At 34.6% G+C, this 24,934-nt stretch carries 16 protein-coding genes; 14 read left to right on the top strand and 2 right to left on the bottom strand.

All coding sequences use genetic code 11. The features are described 5' to 3' along the window. Positions 1–142: 142 nt before the first annotated feature. Together GJU39_RS18245 and GJU39_RS18240 are read left to right on the top strand one after the other, a co-directional pair. A complete protein-coding gene (locus GJU39_RS18245; protein ID WP_209437687.1) occupies positions 143–1,687 on the top strand; it encodes a family 16 glycoside hydrolase in 1,545 nt (514 codons plus the stop codon). A gap of 110 nt (positions 1,688–1,797) precedes the next feature. After that, positions 1,798–2,967 carry a DUF4861 family protein gene (locus tag GJU39_RS18240; RefSeq protein WP_154282436.1) on the top strand — a complete coding sequence of 390 codons (1,170 nt, stop codon included), beginning with the start codon at positions 1,798–1,800 and terminating at the stop codon, positions 2,965–2,967. 34 nt (positions 2,968–3,001) lie between these two features. Here GJU39_RS18240 and GJU39_RS18235 read toward each other — a convergent pair whose 3' ends face one another. Further along, complete coding sequence (locus GJU39_RS18235) at positions 3,002–4,684, bottom strand: GMC oxidoreductase (RefSeq protein ID WP_154282435.1); 1,683 nt, start codon at positions 4,682–4,684, stop codon at positions 3,002–3,004. A 9-nt stretch (positions 4,685–4,693) separates the two neighbouring features. Further along, the gene (locus tag GJU39_RS18230) at positions 4,694–5,239 is read right to left on the bottom strand and encodes a gluconate 2-dehydrogenase subunit 3 family protein (RefSeq protein ID WP_209437686.1); all 546 of its coding nucleotides are present in this window, start codon (positions 5,237–5,239) and stop codon (positions 4,694–4,696) included. A gap of 647 nt (positions 5,240–5,886) precedes the next feature. Here GJU39_RS18230 and GJU39_RS18225 point away from each other — a divergent pair. The 12 genes from GJU39_RS18225 (at position 5,887) to GJU39_RS18170 (ending at position 24,912) form a co-directional block, all read left to right on the top strand. Next, positions 5,887–6,462 (top strand): RNA polymerase sigma factor, encoded by a 576-nt coding sequence (locus GJU39_RS18225; protein WP_154282433.1) that lies wholly within the window; start codon positions 5,887–5,889, stop codon positions 6,460–6,462. A gap of 218 nt (positions 6,463–6,680) precedes the next feature. Beyond that, positions 6,681–9,935, top strand: a complete 3,255-nt coding sequence (locus GJU39_RS18220; protein ID WP_154282432.1) for a SusC/RagA family TonB-linked outer membrane protein — start codon at positions 6,681–6,683, stop codon at positions 9,933–9,935. A gap of 9 nt (positions 9,936–9,944) precedes the next feature. Then, positions 9,945–11,861, top strand: a complete 1,917-nt coding sequence (locus tag GJU39_RS18215; protein ID WP_154282431.1) for a RagB/SusD family nutrient uptake outer membrane protein — start codon at positions 9,945–9,947, stop codon at positions 11,859–11,861. 76 nt (positions 11,862–11,937) lie between these two features. After that, a complete protein-coding gene (locus GJU39_RS18210; RefSeq protein ID WP_154282430.1) occupies positions 11,938–14,787 on the top strand; it encodes a SusC/RagA family TonB-linked outer membrane protein in 2,850 nt (949 codons plus the stop codon). 34 nt (positions 14,788–14,821) lie between these two features. Further along, entirely contained in the window at positions 14,822–16,669 is a 1,848-nt protein-coding gene (locus tag GJU39_RS18205; protein ID WP_209437685.1) for a RagB/SusD family nutrient uptake outer membrane protein, read from the top strand. A 27-nt stretch (positions 16,670–16,696) separates the two neighbouring features. Beyond that, positions 16,697–17,578, top strand: coding sequence for a PKD domain-containing protein (locus GJU39_RS18200; protein ID WP_154282429.1), 882 nt, complete (start codon positions 16,697–16,699; stop codon positions 17,576–17,578). Between the two features lie 83 nt (positions 17,579–17,661). Next, positions 17,662–19,005, top strand: coding sequence for a right-handed parallel beta-helix repeat-containing protein (locus GJU39_RS18195; protein WP_154282428.1), 1,344 nt, complete (start codon positions 17,662–17,664; stop codon positions 19,003–19,005). A 306-nt stretch (positions 19,006–19,311) separates the two neighbouring features. Then, positions 19,312–20,229, top strand: a complete 918-nt coding sequence (locus tag GJU39_RS18190; protein ID WP_154282427.1) for an SIS domain-containing protein — start codon at positions 19,312–19,314, stop codon at positions 20,227–20,229. A gap of 145 nt (positions 20,230–20,374) precedes the next feature. After that, entirely contained in the window at positions 20,375–21,337 is a 963-nt protein-coding gene (locus tag GJU39_RS18185) for an ROK family protein (protein ID WP_154282426.1), read from the top strand. Positions 21,338–21,384: 47 nt separating this feature from the next. Beyond that, on the top strand, positions 21,385–22,308 hold the full coding sequence (locus GJU39_RS18180; protein ID WP_154282425.1) for a DMT family transporter: 924 nt from the start codon (positions 21,385–21,387) through the stop codon (positions 22,306–22,308). An 812-nt stretch (positions 22,309–23,120) separates the two neighbouring features. Beyond that, positions 23,121–23,957 carry a phytanoyl-CoA dioxygenase family protein gene (locus tag GJU39_RS18175; RefSeq protein WP_154282424.1) on the top strand — a complete coding sequence of 279 codons (837 nt, stop codon included), beginning with the start codon at positions 23,121–23,123 and terminating at the stop codon, positions 23,955–23,957. A gap of 16 nt (positions 23,958–23,973) precedes the next feature. Continuing rightward, positions 23,974–24,912: a sugar phosphate isomerase/epimerase family protein gene (locus GJU39_RS18170; RefSeq protein WP_154282423.1), complete on the top strand. Its 939-nt coding sequence runs from the start codon at positions 23,974–23,976 to the stop codon at positions 24,910–24,912. Positions 24,913–24,934 lie beyond the last annotated feature (22 nt).

The raw sequence follows: 24,934 nt of genomic DNA, 5'->3' as shown, positions 1-24,934 counted from the left end.
GACTGCAACATCGTTATGTTTTCTAGAGGTAGAAGCGCTGCTATCTCTTCAAAAACAAGCCTTGTTTCACTCAAAAATAAGCAATAAACATTTTACAACATAAATTTAAACAGGCTCTTATTAACTTAACCATTAACCAAGAATGAACCAATTTATAAAATCAATTTTAATAGGTGCAAGTTTAACCTTTTTGGGGATGAATTTGAATGCGCAGAATAAGTTGACCAAAGATGAAAAAAAGAATGGCTGGAAATTGCTTTTTGACGGTAAAACAACTACAAAATGGCGTGGAGCTTTCTTAACAGATTTTCCGAAAAACGGATGGAAAATTATGGATGGTCTTTTAATGGTAGAACCTTCAGGAGGAGCAGAATCTACCAATGGTGGAGATATTGTTACGATTAAGCAGTACCAAGACTTTGAGTTAAGTGTTGATTTCAAATTATCTAAAGGAGCAAATAGTGGGATAAAATATTTTGTCGATGTTAAGCAAGCTAAGCCTGCAAATCCTCGTTCTGCTCTTGGACTAGAGTATCAATTATTAGATGATGAAATACATCCAGATGCTAAACTAGGTAAGAACGGAAACCGTAAATTGGGTTCATTGTATGATTTAATTCCGGCTCCTGCGAACAAGCCTGTTAATCCTGTTGGAGAATGGAATACGGCCAAAATTATAGCAATAGGCAATCATGTTGAGCATTGGCTAAATGGAGTTAAGTTAATAGCATACGAGCGGGGAAGTAAAGAATTTAGAGACTTGGTTGCGGGTAGTAAGTATAAGGATATTGTTGGTTTTGGACTGATTGAAAGTGGAAGCATATTACTTCAGGATCATGGTAATAAAGTTTATTATCGTAACATCAAAATCAGAGCAATTGAAACCAAAAGTGCGGCAACCAATCCAGCAGTAGTCTCCTATACTTTTAGAAACGAGTTCCAAAAAGATGTTCCAGCTACATTAGACTATATAAAGGGGTTGGGGATAACCAATATTGAATTCTCTAACTTATTTGGCAAGTCAGCAATTGAGTTAAGAAAACTTTTAGATGAAAGAGGGATGGTTTGTACCTCTTTTGGCGTTTCCTATCCAGATTTTGTAAATCATACCGATGAGGTGGGAAATAATACCAAAACTTTAGGCGCTTCTTTTGTTAGAGTTGCCTGGGTGCCTCATGATAGCAAAGCAGGATTTACATTAGCAGATGCCGAGAAAACAGTCCAAGATTTTAATAAAGGTGGCAAATTGTTAAAAGAGCAATTTGGGTTAACATTTTGTTACCATAACCATGGATACGAATTCGCACCTTATGAAAAAGGGACCTATTTTGACTACATTGCAACAAACACCAATCCTGATTACGTAAGCTTTGAATTAGATCTTTTATGGGCTTTCCATCCGGGTGCTGATCCTGTAAAGCTTATTAAAAAGTATGGTAACAGGTTTAAGTTAATGCATGTGAAAGATCTTAAAAAAGGTGTCATAGGTAATTTTAGCGGCGGTACAGACGTTAATAATGATGTAGCCCTAGGTACTGGACAAATTGATATCGCCAATGCTATAAAAGCTGCGCTAAACTCTTCCAGTATTAAGTATTATTATATTGAAGATGAAAGTGAACATGTTAAAACTCAGGTACCGATAAGCTTAACTTATTTAAATTCGATACTTACTAAATTTAAATAGTAACCAAAAAAGCACTACAATATGCTTAAGAAATGTAAATGCACAATTATGAATGCATATACATTAAAATTTACAAAAAAAATAGACCTAAGTCATTAATTTAATCCAGTATGTTTTCAAAATCATTCACCAATTCTTTTAAGTTTCAGTTACTTGCATTTGTAATTTTAAGTAGCTTAATGTCCTTTAAGGCCTTAAAAAAGACAAAAATTTCTTCGGTCTCTGTTATAATTACCAACAGTTCTTCTTATAATAGAAATGCAGAAACAATTGAAGTGCCTCTTACCTCATTATCAAAAATCAATGGCTTTAAAAGTAATGAACTGATTGTGAAAAATGCCAAAACAGGTAAAGAAGTTCCGAGTCAAGTTATTTACAATGGAAATACAGCGCCTCAGTCAATCATTTTCCAAACCAATGTTAAAGCAAGTTCCAATCAGACCTTCTCTATCAGCAAGGGAATTCCTTCAATTTATAAAGTTAAAACCTATTGCAGACAAGTGCCGGAGCGATTTGACGATTTCGCTTGGGAAAATGATAAAGTTGCATTTAGATTTTATGGTGAAGCTTTGGAAAGCCAAAGTGGAATGGCCAAAGGCATTGATTTTTGGGTTAAAAGAACTACTGATCTGGTTATAGATAAATGGTATAAATTAGACAACTATCATAACGATAATGGAGAGGGTGTAGATGCCTATCATGTAGGCATGACTTTGGGTGCAGGGAACGCGGAGCCAATTGTTGGAGATGAGATCATTTTCCCCATCAATTATTCCAGCTATAAAGTTTTAGATAATGGTCCGATAAGAGTGTCTTTTAAATTGATGTATAAACCTTTTCTTGTTAATGGAAAACAGGTAACGGAAACTAAAATAGTCACTTTAGATGCGGGGTCACAAATGAATAAAATAACCAATAACTACAAAACTGATGGAGATTTAAATATTTCTATAGGTGTGACAAAACATATTGGAGATGGAAAGGTTAGAATTGACCGTTCCAATAATTTAGTTGCTTATTGGGATAAGGCAGATGGTAAAGTGGATAATGGATTTATGGGCGTGGGCGTGGTAGTGCCATTTTCTAAAAATCAGGAATTTAAAGACACAAAGCAACACCTGCTTATCATTGATAAATTGGCTGGTAGACGTAATTTAACTTATTATCAAGGTGGAGGTTGGAGCAAAAGTGGCAATTTCAATTCTGAAGTAGCATGGTTTAACTACCTGGAAAATTTTAGTAAGCAATTAAAACACCCGCTAAAGGTATTGATTAAATAAGGGGATAAATTTGGATAGCGTTTATATTTAAAGGCTATTTGCTCTTTTTAAACGCATCAATGGCATGGTTTGCCGCCCTTGCAGTTAACGCCATGTAAGTTAATGAAGGGTTTTGAGATGCGGTAGATGTCATGCATGCACCATCTGTTACATAAACATTTTTGCATAGGTGTAATTGATTCCATTCATTTAGCAGAGAAGTGGCGGGGTCTTTCCCCATTCTTACTCCTCCCATTTCATGATTTTCATTGCCTGGAACTCTTTTCGTGTCAATTGTTTTAATATCTGTATAGCCCGCTTTGGTAAACATTTCAGTAAATTCTGTAAAAAAATCTTGAATCATTAACTCATCATTTTCATCATAGTCAACAGAAAAACGAAGTTGAGGCATACCGTATTTATCTACTTTTGTGCGGTCTAATGACACATTACTGGTCTCTTTAGGAATAGTCTCGCCCATCATTTGCGCCCCAATTATCCATTTTCCGGCTTTTGGATTTATTATTTTGTCTTTCAATTCATCACCAAAACTTCCTTCAAATGGAATTTTTTCCCTAGAAGAATTGATAATGTTATGATAACCTCTTAAGAAAGTTTTTTCTTGCTTAAATATATTGGTAAACCTGGGCATGAAACTAGCAGCAGGTCTTCTTCCCTCAGAATCGAAATCTTGAAGACCATCATACGCTGCGGTAACTTTTCCTCTATAATTATGAAAAGCAATATATTTCCCTAATAGGCCATTATCGTTACCTAAGCCATTTGGGAATCTTTTTGATTTTGAATTTAGCAGAATTAAATTACTATTCATGGCAGATGCATTCAAGAAAATGATTTTTGCCGTTATTGTTTTAATCTCTTTAGTAAGAACATCGATAACTTGTACACCTGTAGCTTTTTGCTGCCCCTCATCATATATAATAGACTGAACTACGCTATTTGCCATAATTGTTAAATTTCCAGTCTTTTTTGCCCAAGGAATAGTGGAAGAGTTACTAGAAAAATATCCTCCAAATGGGCAGCCTCTTTCACATAAATTTCTTCGCTGACATTGCCCTCTCCCTTGTTCAATATGAATTGGATTTGGTGTAGAAAGGTTTGCCACTCGAGATGCAATGAGGTGCCTGTTAGTATAATTTTTTTTGATAGATTCTTGAAAATGCTTTTCTAGGCAGGTGAGTTCAAAAGGAGGTAAAAATTCACCATCAGGTAAAATGTCCAATCCATCTTTATTTCCAGAAATCCCAACAAATTTCTCTACATAGCTATACCAGGGAGCAGGGTCACTGTATCTTATGGGCCAATCTACAGCGAATCCATCCCTTAACGGGCCTTCAAAATCAAAATTACTCCATCTTTGCGTGTGTCTGGCCCAAAGTAATGAGCGTCCACCAACCTGCTGGCCTCGGATCCAATCAAATGGTTTATCTTGAATATATTCTTGTTCCGAGTCTTTTTTTAAGAAATGTAAAGTGCTTTCGTTAAATATGTAATGTTTATTTACCGATGGATATTCTTTCGCGATCTTGTATGGAACCGTTCCTTGATGAGGGAATTCCCAAGGGTACATATTGGTAGTGGGATAATCTTTGATATGTTCAACATCCCTGCCATATTCTATCATAACAGTCTTTAATCCCTTTTCTGTAAGTTCTTTTGCAGCCCAACCTCCTGTCATCCCAGAGCCTATTACTATTGCATCAAATAATTCATCCATAAGAAAAACTTAAGCTTTTAATTTAATACAGCCATAAAAATGACCTGGAACTAGCTGGTAAGGAACAAGTTTAGTCATTACATATTCAGAATTTTGATAGCCTTTTACAGCCCATCTATAAACTTCTTTTAAAAGAAACTTAAAATCTTGGGAGTGTGTTTTATTTGTATTTAAAATTTGATAGAATGATTTTTTTTCTGCATAATTCATGGCAATAAAATCCTTTGATTTTTTTTCACATACTTTTTCTAGCTCCATTAAGCCCTTTCCCAACCTTTCCTGGTCACTTTCTGAATAGCAATCATCAAACATTGTTAATATAAAGAGGTTTAATTTGAGTTCACGAGCACCATACGTTTGATTAGAAGGCAATAGGTTATCTAGATAGTGTGTAAATATTTTTTCCTGGTTTGCAGTAAGTTTGATATACTTTAATTTTTCAGAAATTAAACCTCCAGGTTCAACGCAACCTGGAATCAACATACTGCTTCCAATTAATAAAAGCAGTTGTTGGATGTAATTTCTACGTGTCATTTTGCTAAAATACAAATCCATAGCTTTAATAGAGTACCATGAATAAATTATTTCTCCTATTTTTTTGTTTAATTGAAGAAATAGCATTCACGTACTCTTTCTTTACTTTATGATTGTTATCAATGTTTAGTAAAAAAATATCAAATGTCGAAAAAGTTTGATAAACTACTTAAACTTTATTTGGAAGGCAAACCTTCTATTGAGGAGTATGATGATTTTTTCTCCTTAGTAAATAGTAATGCGTTTGATAGTCAGCTACTGATGAAAATTGACGAGAGCTTTAAACAATTATTATTCACTGAGCCAGTCAAATTTTCCATAAAAAGCAGAAAACTTAATATAAACTAGCAGGATCTTTTAGGCCACAAATTAGGTGAGAATTTCTCTATACTTGAAGGGAAGGCACTTGTCATAAAATCTCTGTTTTTTTTCAAAAGTTAGCAAATCAGCTCATTTTGCATTCAGATTATCACATTAGAATGAAAGTTTACAGATTAGAGCATAAAAAATAACGAATACAGCAAAATAAATACTTCTTAAAATTGGTTATTTGATCTATTAACCAAATATAGATTTCTTATAGGATTTATAGACTAGAAACATTACCGTATCGTTTTACGAAAAATTTTCAAGCTCTACAAGGTTCTAAAAGATAAAACATAAGTTTTATGTATAATATTCCGTGTAACCTTGAAGAGAACAAACAACTCGAATTATTAATTTCTGGGTGTGAAAAAGCCTTTACTTTTTTCTATAATAGGTATGAAAGTAGAATTTTCAAAGTAGCGTTAAGGTATTTGAAATGTGAAGATGCTGCACAAGAACTTGTACAAGATGTATTTTTAAAACTCTGGACAAAAAAAGGTTGTCTACAGATAGAGAGACCAGTAGAAGCGTGGCTTTATACGGTTGGCAAGAATGAAATTTTTAATATCTTAAAAAGGCAGGCTAATCTTTGGAAAGTTATGAATCAGCTTAAGCAAACCCATTCTTTTGAGGATAACTCTATGCAAGACCTTATTTTAGATTCTGATTACAAACTTTTACTAAAAAACACATTAAATTCACTTTCATATCAGCAATTAGCAGTTTTTAAATTAGCTAGATACGAAGAGATGTCTTATAGTGAGATAGCTTGTAAGTTAAATATATCTCCATTAACGGTAAAGACGCACATGTCTAGAGCACTTTGCTTCATTCGTTCAAATTTTGTTGCTAATAAAATTATTCACGTAAAAAATTAAACTCGGTTTGTACTCTTTATACATACCAAAAATGTATATATAGTACGATATTTTAAAACCTAGTCTCAAACAATCCAAATTATAGTCCCCTATTAATTCTTAAATCAAAAAATATGATAAAAATTTACTTTCTCTGTTAAATTCAATGATGATCAATTTCCTCTGATCAATGTATGGACGCAATTTTTAACTAACAAATATACCAAACCAATAAATTTATGAGATTCAAACAAAAATTGTTTGCTTTTGCAAAAGCCAAAATGAAGATGATGGCTTTGCAGGTTTTCTTTTTATTGTTCTTATATAACTTTGCCATTGCAGGTAATACTTTGAGCAACGAAGGGAACTTTAAAAGCAGCTTTAATTCTATTAATAAAAAATTATTTACACCTAAATCACTTTACTTTTTAGAAAAAGCAGAAGACATTTTAATTACAGGGACGGTTGTAGATGAAACAGGTAAAACCATACCTGGGGTTTCCATAGCTGAAAAAGGCACTAAAAATGGAACAACTACAAGCGTAGACGGAACATTTTCCATTAAAGTTAAAGATCAAAACTCAATTATTATATTTAGTAGTACGGGCTACACTTCAAAACAAATAACAGTAGGTACACAAAAGGCTTTTAAAATCATACTAAACAGCTCAGATAATAAGCTAGATGATGTTGTAGTTGTTGGGTATGGTACACAAAAGAAGATAACAACCACCGGTGCTATTTCATCTATTACTACAAAAGAACTAACACAATCACCTGTAGCTAATATCAGTAATTCTCTGGTTGGTAGATTACCCGGTTTGTTTGCCACACAAACAAGTGGTGAACCAGGTAATGATGCTTCAACACTAAGAATTAGAGGGGTTGGTACATTTAATGGTAGTGCTGATCCTTTAGTTTTAGTGGATGGGATCCAAGTTGAGAATTTCAATAATATTGATCCCAATGAAGTTGAGTCTTTATCAATTTTAAAAGATGCATCTGCCACCGCTGTTTATGGAATACGTGGTGCAAACGGCGTTATTATAATTACAACAAAACGTGGACAGATTGGTAAACCCCAAATTAATTATACATTTAATATTGCTTCCAATTCCTTCACGGATATAAGGAAATCAATGAATTCTTATGAATATGCATCATCATGGAATAGGGGTATAGAATTAGATAGGTATGTTGTTCAGGGAAACACCCCTTTAAAATATACACCAGAAGAAATTGAGAAATATAGAACCGGCTCTGATCCGATTTTCTATCCGAATACCGATTGGTATAACCTTTTACTGAAGAAATCGTCAGGCCAATCCCAACACAACTTAAATATCAGAGGTGGCCAAAATAAGGTGAAGTATTTTATCTCTATTGGTCTATTTGACCAGGCTGGACTTTTCAATGATTTTACATATATAACAAAAACCTTTGATGCAAACACTACTTTTAAACGTTATAATTTCAGGTCCAATTTCAATTTCGATGTTACTAAAAGTTTTAAAATTGCATTAGATATTTCAGCTCAAACTGAAAATAGAAAACTCAATAATAGCGCTTCAGGAACTAGTAGAATTATTGGAGATATTGCAAGAGCGGCTCCACTAGGTGGCCCAGGCGTTGTTAATGATCAACTTGTTGATATTGATATAAATTCTAACAATCCATTGAAGGCATTACTAACGAATAGTGGTTCAGGTGGTATTAGACGAGAATATCGTAACAACTTAAATGGTACGGTTAAAATAGATTATTTGTTAAATAAAATAACTGAGGGTTTGGCTGTTCATGGTAATGTATCGCTACAAACATTTAACAACCAGGCTATAACAAATCAAATTACGGTGCCAACTTATAAAGCTCAAAGAACTGCAGACGGATATGTTTTGCAGCCTTTAGCAGAAGCAACTGCTTTTCAATTTTCTACCAGTGGCGGAAATAGAAGACGGACCTTTGCCCAGATGTCTATTGATTACACACGTTCTTTTGGGAATCATAACGTTACTGGATTAATTGTTTATGATCAACAAAAGAATTTTGATCCAGGTTTAGCATTTTTAGTCCCTCAAGGTTACCAAAGTTTAGTAGCTAGAACAACCTATAATTATAAAGGAAAGTATTTGGCTGATTTTAATGCAGCCTACAATGGTACTGAAAATTTTGCCCCAGGTAAAAGATTTGGCTTTTTTCCGGCAGGTTCAATAGGTTGGATCCCAAGTGAAGAATCATTCTTTCCTAAAAGTAAGCTCATCTCATTTTTGAAAATTAGAGCTTCTTATGGTATTGTTGGAAATGATAGGGTGGGAGGTAATAGATTTTTATATAGACCAACCTCTTATACTGAAGATGCAAATGCTTATCGTTTTGGCTCTGGAGCGGCTGTAGGTACTTATGTTGGTTATACAGGTGTTATCGAAGGTTTAACAGGTAACCCTGATATTACTTGGGAAAAGGCAAAAAAAGCCAACCTTGCTTTAGAGACCTACCTTATTAACGATAAAATTAAAATTGTTGCGGAGTTATTTAGCGAAACCAGAGATAACATTTTGGCACAGCCACAAACTATCTTAAATACGAGTGGTTTAAGGCAGCCTGCCATAAACTTGGGGCGCATGAGTAATAAGGGTTTTGAACTAGATGCTTCCTATAATGATAAAATAGGTGATAAGTTTAATTATAGAATTTCAGGAAACTTTAGTTTTGCCCGTAATAAGGTTTTATTTAGGGATGAAATCAATAATCCACTTACGCCGTATAGGTTAACAACTGGCCAAAGGTTAGGACAGTTCTATGGATTAATTGCTGAAGGTTTGTACAATACCTGGGATGAAGTTAATGATGCTAATCGTCCAGTTTATGAAAGTAGGCCAAGAGTTCAACCTGGTGATATTAAATTCAAAGATGTAAATGGTGATGGAGTAATTAATGCAGATGATAATGTGCCTATTGGTTACTCACGTACACCAGAGAAAACCTATGGTATTTCCTTATATGCAAAGTTTAAATCTTTTGATATCTCTGCACTGTTCCAAGGTGTTGGAAATGTTTCTATTGGTTATACAGGCTTTCAACGCACTTATGGTTGGCTGAATTCAGTGCCAGCAGGTACTCCAGACTACCTATTAGAAAGTTGGACACCTGAAAGGTATGCACAAGGATTACCTATTAATTTCCCAAGGCTAAGTGCGGGTAATAGCAATAGTCCCAATACTACAAGTTTTGGAAACTCAAGCTATTTTATAGCTGATGCTTCTTACCTAAGATTAAAAAATGTTGAGCTAGGTTATACATTCAATCCAAAATTGGTAAAAAGGATAGGTATTTCAAACATGAGACTTTTCTTAACGGCCAACAACTTGGTTACATGGAGTAAAGTGTTTAAAGGAATAGATCCTGAAAATAACATACCGAGGGATGACACGAATAATGAGGAACCCTATCCTTTGGTAAGAACAATTAACGCAGGTATTAACGTAAATTTTTAATTGAAAAATATGAAAAATTTTAGACTTATAATTGTTACAGTTTTAGCAATTTTATGTATAAGCTTAAATTCGTGTAAGAAAAACTTCCTCGATAAAGCTCCAGGAGTAGACCTAACAGAAGAAACTTTATTTACTTCTGTTACTCAACTAGATAAATTGATAACCGAAATTTATAAATTTGGTTTACATTCTCAAATATATTATGGAGATGCCTCTTTATCTCCAACCCAATCAGTAGGCGATTTAACATATCACCCTACTTCTGATTTGACAGACGAATCTGATTTAAATGAGCAGGGTTTTGGATCTGCTATTAACTGGAATCAGGGCACCATATCGCCCAGCAACATCGCATCAACTGGTGATAATAGATATTACACTCGCTTTACTGCACTGAGGCAGATTGCTATCCTTTTAAAAAATATAGATAAGGTTCCAAACATTACACCAGCATATAAAGCGCAGGTTATTGCAGAAGTAAAATCTATCAGGGCATTCATGTATCTGGAAATGGTGAAAAGATACGGGGGAGTGCCAATTATTACAGAGATTTTTGAACCAGGTGTAACGGTTGTTACACCAAGAAACACGATAGAAGAATGTTTTAATTTTATAGTACAAGAATGTGATGCTGCGATCAGTTCAAATGCACTGCCAGATGTACAATCAACTACCCTTTTAGGTAGAATCACATCCCTAGTGCCGTATGCTATAAAATCAAGAGCTTTACTATATGCAGCTAGCCCTATGTTTAATACGGCTACACCATATTTAGCTATGAGTAATCCTGCAAATAATAATTTGATTTGTTATGGTAATTACGATGTTAAGCGATGGGAAGTAGCGGCGGCAGCTGCTTTAGCCGGCCTTCAAAAGGCACAAGGTATTGGTACTGCATTAGTTTTTGGCACCAGTAATATTGAGCGTATTGGCAGGTACCCTGGAGATATAGACCCGCTTAATCCTGCTGTTTTTGTCCCTTTGGCAACTTTACCAACACGAGGTAACTATGAACTGTCTTGGTCTATTCACAATAATCCTGAAATTATTTTGACTTTTCAAGCTGGAATAGCGCCTAGCAATTATAACAATAATCCTTGGAGATTTATTGCTCCAACAGTAACGGGACCTTCTTGGTCGGGTTTAGCTGCTTTAATGAATCATGTTAGGAAATATGAAAAGTTAAATGGCACACCCCAAACATGGCCAACAACAGGTACAAACCTAGCTGCGAAAAATAGAGAACTAGACCCAAGGTTTAAACAGACTCTAATTTACAACAATTGCTATTACAGTGGTTTTCAACCCATCTTTGAATTGTCAGAAGAATCAAGAGCAAATGGTACCGCAAGAAATTCGTTAGGCCATTGGATGAGGAAAATGTTGCCAATAAATATAAGACCAGCAGTATCACCTCCAGCTGTAGTGCCTTTAGATATTATATTAAGGTTAAATGAGCTTTATTTAAATTATGCTGAAGCCAAAAATGAAGCTGACCCAAGTGCAGCTGCTGCTCATTTTGGTTTTGCAAAAGCTTACGCCGCCCTAGATAATAGTACCTATACTGCAAATATATATGATGCTGTTAATGTCTTAAGAGCTCGTTCTGGCATGCCAACTTTACCTCTTTTATCTCAATCAGCTTTTAGAGATAGGGTAAGAAATGAGAGAGCAATTGAAATGGCCTTTGATGATCACAGAATGTGGGATATAAGAAGATGGTTAATTGCAGAGCAGGAAGGAGTAATGAAAGGTTTGATGGAGGGGATGAAAATAACAAGAAATGGTGGTACTTCTCCTAATTTTAATTACGATTGGCAAATCATTCCTGTAGAAACAAGAACTTTTAATAAAAATATGTATTTACATCCTTTCCCACTTTCTGAATTTCAAAAGGGAGGTGTAATTCAAAATCCGGGATGGTAAATCCTTGATAGTTATTTATTATACGAATCAATTTTTTTCGTATCCATTAAGTTAATTATAATTTAAAACAAAATATATGAAATTGAAATACTGCTCAAGTGTATTTTTAATCTCAATCCTTTTGCTAAATATTAGTAAAAATGCTAATGCTCAAGACAGTAAGGATACTGTTGAGGTTATTAATATAAAAGAAAAAGGTAAGAATTTAAAGAATATCGGTTACGGAAAACAACCATTTAATCATATTACCAGCTCCATATCTACTGTAAATGGAGAGGACATTCAACAAAATTTCAACCTTAATTTAGGGAATACATTATATGGTAGATTACCCGGATTAACTGTAATACAAGGAAATTCTGAACCAGGGGTTGGAAATCCAGGTTTTATCGTACGTGGAAAAAATACTTTTGGCGGAGCAAGTTTATCGCCATTAATTATCGTTGATGGATTTATTGCTGGCGGTAATGATTTTGGCAGTATTTTTTCTCAATTAATCCCAGAGGAGGTAGAATCAATTACGTTGCTTAAAGATGCTGCATCTACGGCTGTTTATGGTAATCGTGGTGCAAATGGTGTAATTTTGGTAACCACTAATAGAGGAAGTAGCGGACCTTTAAAAATAAATTTCAGTACACGTCAAGGTTTTAGTCAAGCGTTTAGTTTACCCGAATTTTTAAACTCAGGTGACTATGCCACTTTATTTAATGAAGCCAGACAAAATGATGGCTTAACACCGTTATATACTCCGCAAGCTATAAATTCTTACCGCTCTGGGGATAGTCCATTTGCATTTCCACACGTAAACTGGTACGATGAAGTATTAAGAAAAACTGCCCCTGTTTCTAGTTATAACCTAGGGTTTAAAGGTGGAGATAAGACGGTTAAGTACTTCGTCATGTTAAATGCGCTTGGTAGTCAGGGTTTATTTAAGAATTTTGGAGATTTAGATCCAGAAAGTACCAATTCTACATACCATAGATATAATTTCAGGTCTAATATTGATATTAATTTATCTGATAATTTAGCTGTTGCTTTTAATTTGGCTGGTTCAGTAGAAAATAAAGCTAATCCTTGGGAGTACAATACAACAAGCACTTTTAGTTTATTGGAAAGAATACCTTCAAATGCATTTCCAGTAAGAAATTTAGATGGTAGTTTTGGTGGAAACAATTTATACGCTAGTAATCCAGTTGCGAATTTATTAGCGAACGGATTTGATCAATCAAATGGTCGCACATTGCAAACCTCATTGAGATTAACGCAAAAACTAGATAAACTTATTAATGGGCTCAGCGCAACAGGGGTTGTTTCCATCAATAATTACTTCATTGCGGGTTCTGAAAAAAATAAAACCTATACGCTTTTCCCAGTTTTACCTGGAGCGTTTGATACCAATGGAAATCCTATATTAGGTCAAGGAATTGGTTTAACAACCTCTTTAAGTGGAGTTGAAACAACAAGAACACAGTATCGTAATTTCGAATTACAGGGAGCACTAAATTATAACAGGGTAATTAATAAACATGATTTCTCTGCGTTTTTATTGTTCAATACCGATAATGAAGTTAGAAATTTTTCTTCTGGTGCAGAAAGCGACCCTTATAAGCACAATGGAGTAGCCACTAGGTTAACTTATGTTTACAGTGACAAATATATAGCAGAGTTCTCTGCTGGATATATGGGTACCGAAAACTATGCTGCTGGTAAAAGATATGGGTTCTTCCCTTCTGGTTCCTTAGGATGGGTTGTTTCACAAGAAAATTTCCTGAATAAAAGCAAGGTTATTAATTTCTTGAAATTGAGAGCTTCTTATGGAATAGCTGGAAATGAAAATACTGGAGGTAGCAGGTATGCATTCATCACAAATTATAACACTTTCACAGGAGCTGAAGCTGCCTTGGGAAACCCAAATATTACTTGGGAAGAAGAGAAGAGCTTAAATATTGGTGCTGACGCTACTTTGTTAAATAATTTACAGTTCAGTGTTGATGTTTTTAAAAGAGATAGATCTAATATACTTACGCAGCCTCTTGACGTTTATCCTCAATTTTTTGGAGCTACATTGCCTGATTTGAATATTGGTAAAACAGCAAATCAAGGTTTAGAATTAGCTTTGCGCTATAACAGCAAAAGTACAGGTAAATTAAACTACTTTATTGAAGCTAATTTCTCTCATTATAAAAACGAAATAGTTTATAATGCGCAACTACCACAATTAAATGCAGGATTGATTGCTAAAGGAGGTTCTATTGATCAACCAAGAAGGTTAATGGCAATTGGATTTTTTACAGCGCAAGAAATTGCAGAGAGAGCAACAAACCCCGCTAAATATCCTATACCAGTTGGAGTAACAGCAAGACCAGGCGATTTAAAATATCAAGATATTGGTGGATTAAACGGTGTTCCTGATGGAATTATTGATAATAATGACCTTGTTTCAAATGGCTATCCAACCGGTCAGCCACGCACTACCCTTGGCTTAAATGCAGGATTTAAATTTAAAGGATTTGACCTGAATTTTGTAGTGCAAGCCGTAACTGGTAATTCTGTTAACCTGAATACTGGTATATTTCAAGCTTTTCAGAATAATGGAAATATTGGTAGCATAGCAGTTGGCAGATGGACGCCAGAAACAGCAAGCACAGCTACTTATCCAAGACTTTCATCAGTTAACGACCTTAATAATTTCCAGAATTCTTCCTTTTGGATTAAAGATGGAAGCTTTATTAAATTAAGAAGCGCAGAGTTTGGATATTCTTTTCCAAAAGAACTTTTAAACAAATTTAAAATAGGGCAGGCTCGATTATTTGTGAATGGCAATAATTTATTATCATTTGATCATATTGAATATGGGGATCCAGAATCATTAGCTGGCTACCCAGTGCTTAGAACATTTGTTTTAGGAACGAGGATTCAATTTTAGTGTCAATTAATCATTAATAACAAAAGTTGCAAAGATGAATTATTATCTAAGATATAAAAATAAACAAATGAAAAATATTACATATTTATTGGTACTCCTTACTTTTTGCCTGGGTATTGGATGTCAGAAATTAGATAGGGAGATTAATACCAGCCTAAGCAGAGATTTAATTGATATTTCCTATCCAAATAAATCTAGAGAAATAGCAGCTCTATATTCGGGCTTGCCAGATGGAATGTTATACATAGATGGCAGTGCGATGATGGCCTCCGCAACTGATGAAGCAGAACATACTTTTGAAAGGCATTCAGTTCAATCCTTCAATAATGGAAGTTGGAACTCTAATAATCAACCAGACCCAGTTTGGGCTAGGTATTTTAGACAGATAAGGTTATGTAATCAAGCTTTAGTTTCATTTGATAAGGTAGATTTAAATGGTTCAAAAAATGACCCATCTGCCTCTTCTCAAGCGCTATATATTGCTCAATTAGCAGAACTTAAAAGGTGGGGCTTTGAAGCCAGATTTTTAAGGGCTTATTATTACTTTGAGCTTGTTAAAAGATATGGAGGTGTTCCATTATTAAAAGAATCCTTGTCATTAGAAACTGATTTTAATGCTATCCAAAGAAATACTTTAAAAGAATGTATTGATTTTATAGTAGCAGAATGTGACGCTGCCGAGCCTCAACTGCCTCCATATGCTCCTTTAGCTAATTATGATGCTGCTGCAATTGGCAGAAGAGCAACTAAATATGCTGCAATGGCACTTAAAAGCAGAGTACTCCTTTATGCTGCAAGTGATTTGTTTAATACACCAACATGGGCCAATGGTTTTTCTAAACCAGAATTAATCTCATTAAATGGAGTTCCTAGATCGCAGCGCTGGCAAGCAGCAGCAGATGCTGCAAAGAGATTAATCGATACCACTGCAAAATATGGTGTTGTACTACATAATAATTATCAGCAACTTTTTATAGCGAATAATTTCAGTAGGGGTGAGAATTTCTTGATGACAAACCCCACTGCCAATAATACTTTCGAAAGAAATAACAATCCAATTAGCTTTCCTGGTTCATCGGGACTTACTACACCAACTCAAAACCTAGTTGATGCTTATGAATTTAAGTTTGGGACTGGTGCCACTGCAACAAGTGTAGCTTTTAATTGGAATAATCTTGCTCATGTTGATAATATTTATAATTTTTCGACCCCTACAGCGACCTCGTTAACGAGAGACCCTAGGTTAAGATTCAATGTGACTACTAATGGAATAGCTACAACTTCACCACAAATACCATATGGCGTACAATTTGGTACACCTGCTAAGTTTGTACAAACTTACAATGGCGGTTTAGATGGGCAACCTATAGCAAATGCAACAAAGACAGGTTACTACATGAGAAAATATATTCAAGAAGGATTGGATTTAGGAAATAACAATACTGGGATTCATAATTGGGTATTATTTAGGTTAGGAGAAGTTTATCTTAATTATGCCGAAGCATTAAATGAAGTTTCTCCTGGCGATGCCAGAATTGCTCAATATATTAATCTAATAAGAAATAGAGCAACGGTTGTAATGCCACCATTACAAAATGGTTTAAACCAATTACAAATGCGTCAAAGTATCAGAAATGAAAGAAGAATAGAACTGGCATTTGAAGATCATCGTTTCTGGGATTTAAGACGTTGGATGGATGAGGCTTCATTGAAAACAGATATATACGGAGTAAATATCACGGGCAATTCAAGAGCTACTTTTGTTCATACGCCTTTTATTGTTGAAAAAAGAGTTTTTGATGCTTCAAAAATGTATCTATATCCTATACCTTTTTCAGAAATAAACGTAGGTAAAGGCATTATTCAAAATCCAAATTGGTAATTAATTAAAGCAAAATTTAAAAAAAAAATGAAAAATTATCTATCATTTCATAAAGCAAAACTATTAATTTGTTTAACAGGATTGTTATTTACAATTTCTAGTTGTGATTACCAGGATATTGAAGATGCTTCTTTTCCTCCAGAATCAGTTTATTTATCAACTGCTGCATTAGTTAAGAAAGGCCCAGACGCGAATGGACTTTATACTAATGCTATATATAGATTTAATAATATAGAAGCAATAAATCCAGTTCCAAAGTATACGGTTGATCTTGGTTCGAGCAAGTTTAATATCTTGATGGGTGTGCAAAGAGCTGGTGTTACCAGTAAGGGTTCCGTAAATGTTAATTTAACTTTAGATACAGACACTATAACTTTATTAAAGTCAAAGGGCATTTTAACAGCCGCAACTGAGGTGTTACCTAAAGACAAAATTTTAATTCCTGCTACGGTCCAAATTGCAGATCAAAGCAATTCTTCCATATTTAACTTTGGTGTTGATCTGGCATTTCTAAAGAGCAACCCAAATAAAACGTATGCAATTGGTTTAACTATTATTAGTAGTGATAGAACCGTTACAAGCGATTTGAAGTCTGTAATTGTGCTAATCAATACAAATATACTTGTTCCTTCAGCTGATTTTACATCCACCCTAAACGCCGCTACAAAGACTGTGTCGTTGGTGAATAGTTCATTGAACTGGGTTAATTATACTTGGAATTTTGGAGATGGTAGTCCTGCTATAACTACAGATTTAACTATTACAAATAATAATAATAGGGTGTTGCCTGCAATTACTAAAACGTATGCTCCCGGTACTTATACGATTACGCTTACTGCAGTTGGACTTCCGCTTGTAAATGGTCAAATTAACCAATCGGTAAAAACCATGACTGTAGTAATACCTTAATTAATTGGAGTTTCAGTAAGTAATAATTAGGCGGCGTTAAATTATTAATTCCGCCTTATAATTATGCAAATCAATGTAAAATAATGAAAAACAAAATAACAGTTTTCCTTTTAATCTTGTCAATAGCATTTCTTGGCTGTGATAAGTACGATTTTAACAAACAAAGAGTATTTAGTGCTCAAGGTGATAAAATCTTTTATGTTTCTCCTTCCGGCAATGATGTAAATACAGGTTTAAGTCAAAGTACTCCTTTTAAAACATTTGAAAAAGCTGTTGCTAGTACACTACCTGGCGATATAGTTTACTTTATGGATGGAACTTATAGTATAACCAGAACAATAAATATTGTTACGAGTGGCTTGGCAGATAAACATATTACCTATACCGCTTTACCAGGATCAAAACCAAAATTTATTGTTTCGGGCAATATCTATGATTCAATTAATATCAATGCCTCTTATATTAGAATTGTTGGATTAGAGCTTCAAGGAAATAATGCAAATCTTACTTATGCTGATGCTTTGGCAGCTTACAATGCTAAAACTTCTGATGGGGTTTATAATAACAGTGGTATTTCTATTGGTGGACCTAGAACAGCTTCAAAATTCCCTCATCATGTAGAAATAAAAAATTGTCTAGTGCATGATTTTTCAGGAGGAGGTATTGGAGCCATACAAGCAGATTATATTACGTTTGAAGGTAATACCGTTTATAATAATGCATGGTACACTATTTATGGTGCTAGTGGTATGAGTATTTTGACACCATTTAATAGTGATAACACAACAGGGTATAAAAATATTGTAAGAGGTAATAAATGTTATGGCAACAAAACAACCATTCCTTGGATTCAGGTTGATAGACTTTCTGATGGCAATGGGATTATATTGGATGTGAACAACCGTGTATATGGGGCAACAACTGGCACAGGGTATTATACTGGCAGAACCTTAGTAGAGAACAATATCAGCTTTAATAATGGTGGTTCTGGTATCCATGCTTTTGATGCGCAACATGTTGATATTGTAAATAATACAACCTATAACAATGGCTTAGTTGTTGGCTATGCAAATATATTTGCGAGTTATGCAACTGATTGTAAGATCATGAACAATATCATGTATGCGAAACCTGGCGGTCGAGTGAATTCAACAAATAATTTTGGTGGTGCAAATGTTATTTATAGCAATAATATTTATTTTCTTAATGGAGGGGCTGCACCAGAGGTAATGGGAACCAATGATAAAATCGCTGACCCTCTTTTTGTGACCCTCTCATCTGATCCAGCAATCGCTAATTTTCAGTTACAAGCTGCTAGTCCGGCTGTTAATTATGGCACAAGTAACTTTTTTGCTGCCAAAGATTATCTCGGAGTTGCTCGTCCTAAAGGGACTGCACCTGATTGTGGAGCTTTTGAATCTTTTTAAATAATAAAAGCAGTTATAGGCAGTAAAATTCATTGTCCAATCACAATCATTTCTGCTCAATTAATTCCTCGAGGCTCTGCCTCGGGGCTACTTCATTTTTTATCTATTAAATCTTAAAATCATATAGATTGTTATGTAATGGGCAGCCATGCAAGATTTTTATTATTTAAATGGACCATCTTTTAATAAGGTAGTCTTTAAATTAAGTAATGTCAAACCATATTATGATTTCAAGATAAGCCGTTCTTTATTAATGGAAGGTGCTAAAATTGAATTTGAAATGGGAGATAGTCCTAAAAAATAATTATGAGTCAACAATATTTAGAAATTTCCGAAATCCCTGTAACGGCAAAACAGTTTTGGCAAAACAGTAAAAATTTTAAGCTTCCTTTAAATGTACCTTATCTTGGTATGGGGTCGTCTTATTTTGCACCGCTGTCTTTTAAGTTTATGGGTTTAAATATCCAGCCTGAAATTGCTTCCGAGTATTTCAATTATGCGCAGCAGAGCAAAGAGCAGGCAGTTATTTTATCGCAGTCTGGCAGAAGTACCGAAGCCCTTTGGTGTAGTGAGCTTTTTGATAAATATATCGCTATATCCAATTACCCAGAAAATGCTTTGTGCATCAATAAAAATGTAGAACAAGTAATTCCGCTTTTGGCTGGTATAGAACAATTTTCGTCGTCAAATACCTATACCAATACGTTGTTGGTACTTTTTAAAGGATTTGGTTTTAATGCAGCACCCGCAATTGATGTATTGGTTAAAAATATGTCAGCTTACGAAGCTAAAGGTAAACAGCTAGCAGATGATATTTTTGATTTGATAAACAGTGAAAACATCCATGGTATTTATATTACTGCGAGTGGGCCAAATATAGGCACAGCCTATCAAGCCGCTTTAATATTGAGTGAAAGTACCAAGCTTACTTTTACCGCAATGCCCATGGCACAATATGATCATGGTCCAAAAGAAACAGCTAATCGTAGTATAGTGATTAATATACTGGCCAATGGTAAATCATACGATCGCACGGCGAGTTTGATAAAAAAAATTAAAACAGCAGGAGCCCATGTTTTTAATATTGAAGAGCCAGCCGTTGATGAAAATTTTTCTGTTTTAAATAATATCGTCCCTTTCAATTTTATGGCTTACTATTTGGCCATGAAATTAAATATTAAAGAAACTTTTACGGTAGGTGGTAAAGTAACCGAAGTGATTTAAAATGTTTGCTAAGACTAGGTTAACACCTTGTGTACAAGTTAATAAAACAGCAAGAATTGATTTGATAATACATTGCTGAGTACGAGTTTTAACCCACAACAAATTAACACCTATCGCTTACTTGTACATTAATAAAATTTACTCAATGTCTCAAATTTCAAATCTAACATCTCCAATCTCAATTTCAAAGATGCTTGCCATAGGCATTGATATTGGCGGTACTCGTACTAAAATTGGTTTGGTAGATATTGAAAATGGCAGCGTAATTGACGTGCTGATTTCTCCTACGGAAACGAAAGATGGCCACTGGTTTTTAGCCAATATTGCAATGGCTATAAATACGTTTAAAACTTACGCCGAAAGAAATAACAAACAACTAATCGGTATTGGTTTCGGCATACCCGGTTTTGTTTTCGAAAACGGCGTGGTAGATTCTACCTATGGATTTTTAGAATTCATGGAAGATTATCCGCTAAAAGCAATTATAGAGAGACAGCATCAGTTACCCTGTAAGTTAGATAACGATGCTCGTGTAGTCACCTTAGGTGAAGCATTGTATGGAGAAGGGAATGGTTTTAACCGAGTTTTGGTTTTAACATTAGGCACCGGACTTGGCCTAGGATTTACCATCAATGGTAAGTTAAACGAAGCTTTAGCTTATGCACACATGGGTGGAAACATCACCATTACCTCAAACCAGATCAAATGTTATTGCGGTAAAACCGGATGCTTAGAATCACTTGCCTCTGCTACAGGTTTGTGCAACGCTGCGGAAAGAATAAATTGGAGAACAAAATACCCTGATATTCCCATTACCGCAGAAAACATCTTTAAAGAGCGGAACAATGGAAACCCTGAAGCAGAGTTGTTGGTAGCTGATTTCATTGCTTATCTAAAAATAGGAATAGATACCTATATCAACTTATTTGCACCAGATAAAATTGTATTAGGGGGCGGTGTTGCCAAAGGCTTAGCAAATGATTTAGAAAAATTTTACAGTAATGAGCTATTAAGGCCCTATAAAAATTACAAAGTGTCCATCGGCGTTTCTAAGTTAGAAGAGCAAGCCGGTATTTTGGGCAGTGCAGCCTTATTTTTTATAAGTTAAATTAAATAAATCATCTCAAGTCTCACATCTCATATCTCACTCAAAAAATGAAATTAAAACAAAATCTTTGGATTATTTATGCAGTATTAGCGGCTTTATTTTGGGGTATATGGGGAGTAGTTGCCAAATTTATCTCTAGTGATATTAATCCCTATACCAACCATTTATTGTTCACCATTGGTATGCTGATTACCCTGCCTTTTGTAATTAAAAAAGTAAAAGGTACAAAGCCTCAACTAAAAGGAATTATCTGGGGGCTGATAGCTGGTGTACTTGCAGTCATTGGCAATGTGGCAGTTTATCAGGCATTTGTAAGTGGGGGCTTGGCAGCGGTAGTTATTCCTGTTACCAATCTTTATCCTTTGGTTACCATTGTTATTGCCATTTTGGTGTTTAAAGAAAAACTCAATTTTGTTAATGTAATTGGTATTTTTTTTGCTGTTCCTGCGGTAGTTATGCTTTCTGGACAATCACTTTTATTTGATGATCCTAGTGCATTTATTAAAAATATAGGGCTTAATTCGTGGTTAATTTATTCTTTTGTCGCCCTGTTTTTTTGGGGTGTATTTAGTGCGGCCCAAAAAGTAACAACCAATTATATTTCTGCAGAATGGTCTTACATCAGCTTTATTGCTTCATCTGTATTAATTTCAATAATCATGATGGCTTTAGGCTTAGTACAATACAATTTTTCACTAAACACATTGCTTTTGGGTTCTTTAGCAGGCTTGTTAAATGGCTTGGGTGTATTGGCAAGTTTTGCCGCTTATGCATCAAAAGGTAAAGCTTCTAAAGTAACTACCATTGCCGGTGCGCTGCAACCAGTTTTTACCATCATTTTGGCAATCATATTCTTATCAGAAAGTTTAAAAAGTATAGAAATGATAGGCATATTTTTAGCTATTGCCGGTGCATTAACTTTGTCTTATGAAAAGGCAGATAAGGCTGCCGAAGTAGGGATGCAATTATAATATTAATGCATTGGTTTCCTGTAGTAGCATTATGGGGCAAGGATTGGAATATTACGTCACATGGCAAAGTATATACTCAACTGGTTAACAAAATATGGAATACCAAGGTTTATGGAAATACTGGTGCATTTAAAACTCGTGGTTTCATTGGTAGCTATGACATTATCTTGAAATATAAAGGCATAAAATTACTAAAAAAGGTGTTTTGACAGCGAATGGATTAAACATTGATATTGTAAGAGTCTGTTTAAAATTTATCTAATAATTTTTTTATGCTTCTTTTTGACTGCAATATCATTATGTTTTCTATAGGTAGAAGCGCTGCTATCTCTTCAAAAACAAGCCTTGTTTTATTCAAAAATAAGCAATAAACATTTTTACAACATAAATTTAAACAGGCTCTAATTCAATAATGACTTTTTTTAAAAATGATCATATTTTGAAATTGACACTAATTTTTCAATAAATACACATGCATTTGAAAATGCAATACTAACAGCGGACCTTCAAGTTTAGGATAGAGTCTTTTTCTCAGAAAAAAAATAGTGATTAATTTTAGTAATAATGATATAAATTTTGAAAGACAAACCATCAAACCAAGGGATACTTTTTTCTTGAAAATCTATAATTGGAAACCAGAAATTAAGGTGCATTTATTTCACAAAAAAAAAATGAATTATTTGGACTGATTTAGAGAAAATGAATAGACGTACTCTACTGCTAATGTTCATTTGTATTTGTAATTAAATGAAATGGATATTAGGGAGAATTCATGCAACCGGACTACGCCGTTTATATAAACTTATCATATTATGCCAAATTTATCACCTAAACAAGTTGAAGATTTTCATCGTGACGGTTTTATCGTTATCAAAAATTTTTGCAGTGCAGCAGAAACTCAAAAACTTCTTAATACGGCAATTGAAGACCGCAATTTAATTAATAACGCCCTTGATTTAAACGATCAAACAGGTAAAAAAACCAAACTTTCCTTATGGTTTAAACCAGGGAATGATGTTTTTGGATATTTGACACGTAGTAAAAAGGTAATAGAAGCAGTTGCAGAATTACTAGATAGTGACGCCCAGGTTTGCCATTTTCATTCTAAATTGATGCAGAAAGAGCCAAAAGTTGGCGGGGCATGGGAATGGCATCAGGATTATGGGTATTGGTATAAAAATCAGTTCATGTTTCCAGATCAGTTAATTAGTGTTATGGTGGCTTTAACTCCAGCAAATAAAGCTAATGGCTGTTTACAGGTTATTAAAGGATCACATAAATTAGGCAGGGTAAACCATGGGTTTGCTGGCGAGCAGGTAGGGGCAGATATAGCTATGGTAGAAAATGCACTAAAGACAATGGAACTTGTATATTCAGAAATAGAAGCTGGTGATGCACTTATCTTTCACAGTAACTTATTGCACCGCTCAGAGGCAAATCTTTCTGATCATCCAAGATGGTCTATCATTTCTTGCTATAGCTCACAATCTAATTTAGCTTATAATGAAACGTCCACTTCATGGAAAACACCTGTAGATGTGGTGCCAAATGAAGCGATTTTAAATTGGGAGTCAGCGCCCACGGTAGATGCCGATTTTTTGAAGAAAGAAAATGACCCGGCACTGAAAGCAACAGGTTGGGAAGGTTAATTTTAATAAAATAATTATGGAAAAATCAAGTTCTTCAAGGAGAGTTTTTGTTAAAAATAGTGGGATGTTACTCACTGGGGCATTTTTGGTTCCAAGTTTTTTGGGTGCCTGTGCCTCAACTAAGGACTTGGCAAAATCAACGGTGAAAGTGAATGGTCATTTATGGATTTACGCCAGTAAATATCCCCCTAATTGGGATAGTACACCCGATCTCGAAAAAGCTTTCTCGGATATGAGTGCTGCGGGAATTGATGGTATAGAATTAATGGATATAAATCTTACACATGATGATTCGGTAAAAAATATTAAACATTTAATTGATAAATACAACTTTCCTGTATCTGGAACTTCTTATGGTGTTGGGCCAAAAATGTGGGATAGAAACCAGCATGAGCTTATCATAAAAGATGTAACACGATCAATAACGAGGTTGGCCCAGGTAAAAGGAAAAACTTTTGGAATAACTGTTGGCGAAGCTAATAGACTAAAAACTGAGCCAGAGCTAGATGCACAAGCTGATGTTTTAAAGAAAATATTGGTGCTTTGTAAAGAAGAAGGAATAGAGCCAAATCTTCATAATCATACTTACGAAGTCGAAAATGGAATGCATGATTTAAAGGGAACTTTGGCAAGAATACCAGATATAAACCTTGGGCCTGATTTAAACTGGTTGATAAGAGCCGGAATTGACCCAGTTGATTTTATAAAAAAGTACGGTGATAATATAGTTTATATGCACATCAGGGACCAATATGCGGATGGAACCTGGACAGAATATTTAGGGCAGGGAGCAACAAATTTTAAAGTCATTGCCGATGCTTTAAAAGCAATCCCTTTTAAAGGTTCTAATGTAGCAATCGAACTTGCTTTTCCTAAAGACTACCAACCTGTAAATCCGTTAACAATGGATTGGAAATTAAGTAGGAATTATGTTAATAATACTTTTGGCTGGTAAATGCCCATCATCTATAAATATT

The organism is Pedobacter petrophilus (assembly GCF_009674725.1).
Lineage (GTDB): Bacteria > Bacteroidota > Bacteroidia > Sphingobacteriales > Sphingobacteriaceae > Pedobacter > Pedobacter petrophilus.
Note: the sequence above shows the minus strand (reverse complement) of the source record. Positions and strands in the feature narration are given on the sequence as shown.